Origin of the sequence: Bradyrhizobium sp. NAS80.1 (assembly GCF_001908205.1) — a bacterium.
In the GTDB taxonomy this organism is placed as follows: domain Bacteria; phylum Pseudomonadota; class Alphaproteobacteria; order Rhizobiales; family Xanthobacteraceae; genus Bradyrhizobium.
Map to the genome: position 1 here is coordinate 1 of NZ_LGHL01000343.1, position 2,598 is coordinate 2,598.

The window sequence follows — 2,598 nt, forward strand, 5'->3', positions numbered from 1 at the left end:
GCGAAGATGTGACCGAGACGCTGGAGCTCGTTCCGCGTCAGTGGAAGGTGACCCAGCACGTGCGCGAGAAGCTCGTTTGCCGGGCCTGCGAAGCGATCACCCAGCCGCCGGCCCCCTCGCATCCGATTGCGCGCGGGCGTGCAGGACCCAAGCTGCTGGCCCATGTTCTGTTTGCCAAGTACGGCCTGCACCTGCCGCTCAATCGTCAGAGCGACGTCTACCAGCGTGAAGGCATCGACCTCGACGTATCGACGCTCGCGGACTGGGTGGGCGCCGCGGCGGCAACGCTGATGCCGCTGGTCGATGCGATCCGGAGCCACATCTTCGCAGCCGAACGCATCCACGCAGATGACAGTGTGCTGCAGCAGCACACAGAAAGGATGATCGAAATGATCTGAACATCTGTGTGCACAAGCTGCGGCAGCGATGAGGGTAGGCCCCTCGAGATCGACTTTCAGGAGTAGGTCTCAAATCACTTCAAGCGGCTTCGCTTAAGAGGCGTGGTCGTGAGCGTTGAAGCTAACGGTCGGGGGTACCCGAACGGATACGCGTCCGAGAGACGAATGAAAATGAACCCACCGATGAACCGTCGTAACGTGGAAATCGTCGTCAAAACCAGAGGTGTGTCGTCCCTCTGGGATGAGCCCGCCGGAAGCCTGATGACCGGGCGGGCGGCGACCGGCGTCGAGGGGGCGTGAATCGGATGCAGGCGCTGTCGCGGAACTGCAGGAACCAGTCGCTCCGATGGAAAGGGAGAAGCACAAGCGGAGAAGACCGTGAGGCGAGAGTACCGACGCGGAGCACTGGGACGGACCGATCCGTATTAGCGACGAAGGCTCGTAATGGGGCCGGAGCAAAGGGATCGGATCAGGTGGGCTGGCCATCGTCGCAACTGGCAACAGGAGGACGTCGATGAACCAGCCGAGCAAGCCGTTCAAGATCGACAAGAGAAAGGTGTACGAAGCATATCTGCAGGTGCGATCCAATGGTGGCGCAGCCGGTGTCGACGGAGTGACGATTGAGCAGTTCGAGTCCGACTTGAAGGGAAATCTCTACAAGATTTGGAATCGAATGAGCTCAGGCGCTTACTTCCCGCCGCCTGTTCGGGCCGTCTCCATTCCGAAGAAGAGTGGAGGCCAAAGGATCCTCGGGGTGCCCACCGTGGCGGACCGCGTGGCACAGACGGTTGTTAAACAACGGATTGAGCCGGCTCTCGACGCAATCTTTCTGGCGGATTCCTATGGCTACAGAGCCGGCAAATCGGCTCTCGATGCCGTAGGCGTCACGCGACAGCGGTGCTGGAAGTATGATTGGGTTCTAGAGTTCGACATCAAAGGATTGTTTGACAATATCGACCACGAGCTCTTGCTGCGGGCCGTCCGGAAACATGTGACGTGCACATGGGCGCTGCTCTACATCGAACGATGGCTGACAGCGCCGATGGTGCAAGAGGATGGACCGATAATCGAGCGAAGCCGCGGCACCCCACAAGGGGGCGTGGTGAGCCCGATCCTCGCCAACCTCTTCATGCACTATGCATTTGATCTCTGGATGGCGCGGACGTTCCCTGATCTCAGGTGGTGTCGGTATGCGGATGACGGGTTGGTCCATTGTCGCAATGAGATGGAGGCGCAGAGCGTTTGCGCAGCGCTCCAGGCTCGGCTGGCGGAGTGCCACCTTGAACTGCATCCTACGAAGACGAGAATCGTCTACTGCAAGGATGATCGACGCCGAGGTAAAAGCGAGACGGCCATGTTTGACTTTCTCGGGTATTGCTTCCGGCCCCGATCGGTCCTGGGGCCGCGCTCGCGGAAGATGTTCTGTGGGTTCACCCCAGCGGTCAGCAAACCAGCGCTGAACGCGATGCGGGCGGCGATCCGAGGCTTGAAACTTCGCAAGCGAACCGAGGTGACGCTAGACGATATCGCCCGCGAACTAAACCCGATGGTTAGGGGGTGGATCGCATATTATGGGCAATACACGCGTTCAGCGCTCTATCCTTTGGCGCGCTACATCAACCAGACGTTGGCTATCTGGTTGAAGCGAAAGTACAAGCGCTTCCATCACCGCTTGGGACGCGCGCGTCTCTTCCTGGAGAAGATCGCGAGTGAGAACCGCAGGCTCTTTGTGCATTGGCAACTTGGCGATGGCGGCAAGCTTGCCTGATGGGAGCCGGGTGAGGCGAGAGTCTCACGCCCGGTTCTGCGAGAGGCTGGAGGTGAAATCCCTCCGGCCTACTCACCCCACGGTGCCGGTCCTGGCCAAGAGCAAGACCCGGACCGGCCGGCTCTGGACCTACGTGCGCGACGACCGTCCGTTTGCCGGCCCAGATCCGCCGGCGGCCGTGTTCTTCTACTCGCCCGATCGTGGCGGTGCGCATCCGGAGCAGCATCTGGCGGGCTATGCCGGACTGATGCAGGCCGACGCCTACGCCGGCTTTGGCAGGCTCTACGAGGCCAATCGCAAGGGCGGCCCGATCATCGAGGCCGCATGCTGGGCGCACGGCAGGCGCAAGTTCTTTGATCTCGCGCGGCTCAGCAAGGCGCCGATTGCGGCCGAGGCGGTCAAGCGCATCGATGTTCTGTTCGCCATCGAGCG

2 protein-coding genes and 2 pseudogenes are annotated in these 2,598 nt (G+C 61.0%); all 4 read left to right on the top strand.

Annotated features, from left to right (window positions below; all coding sequences use genetic code 11):
* Positions 1-362 (top strand): annotated as a pseudogene (locus tag AC629_RS43090) (IS66 family transposase); the annotation flags it as partial.
* A 201-nt stretch (positions 363-563) separates the two neighbouring features.
* Entirely contained in the window at positions 564-698 is a 135-nt protein-coding gene (locus AC629_RS50060; RefSeq protein ID WP_256436599.1) for a hypothetical protein, read from the top strand.
* Positions 699-912: 214 nt separating this feature from the next.
* Entirely contained in the window at positions 913-2,166 is a 1,254-nt protein-coding gene (ltrA, locus tag AC629_RS43095; RefSeq protein ID WP_143199909.1) for a group II intron reverse transcriptase/maturase, read from the top strand.
* Positions 2,167-2,179: 13 nt separating this feature from the next.
* Positions 2,180-2,598, top strand: a pseudogene (locus AC629_RS43100) (IS66 family transposase); the annotation flags it as partial.

What these genes read in the sequence shown, in the direction of transcription:
- AC629_RS50060 (WP_256436599.1), top strand. Translation starts at nt 564, where the DNA reads ATGAAAATGAACCCACCGATGAACCGTCGTAACGTGGAAATCGTCGTC.
- ltrA (WP_143199909.1), top strand. Translation starts at nt 913, where the DNA reads ATGAACCAGCCGAGCAAGCCGTTCAAGATCGACAAGAGAAAGGTGTAC.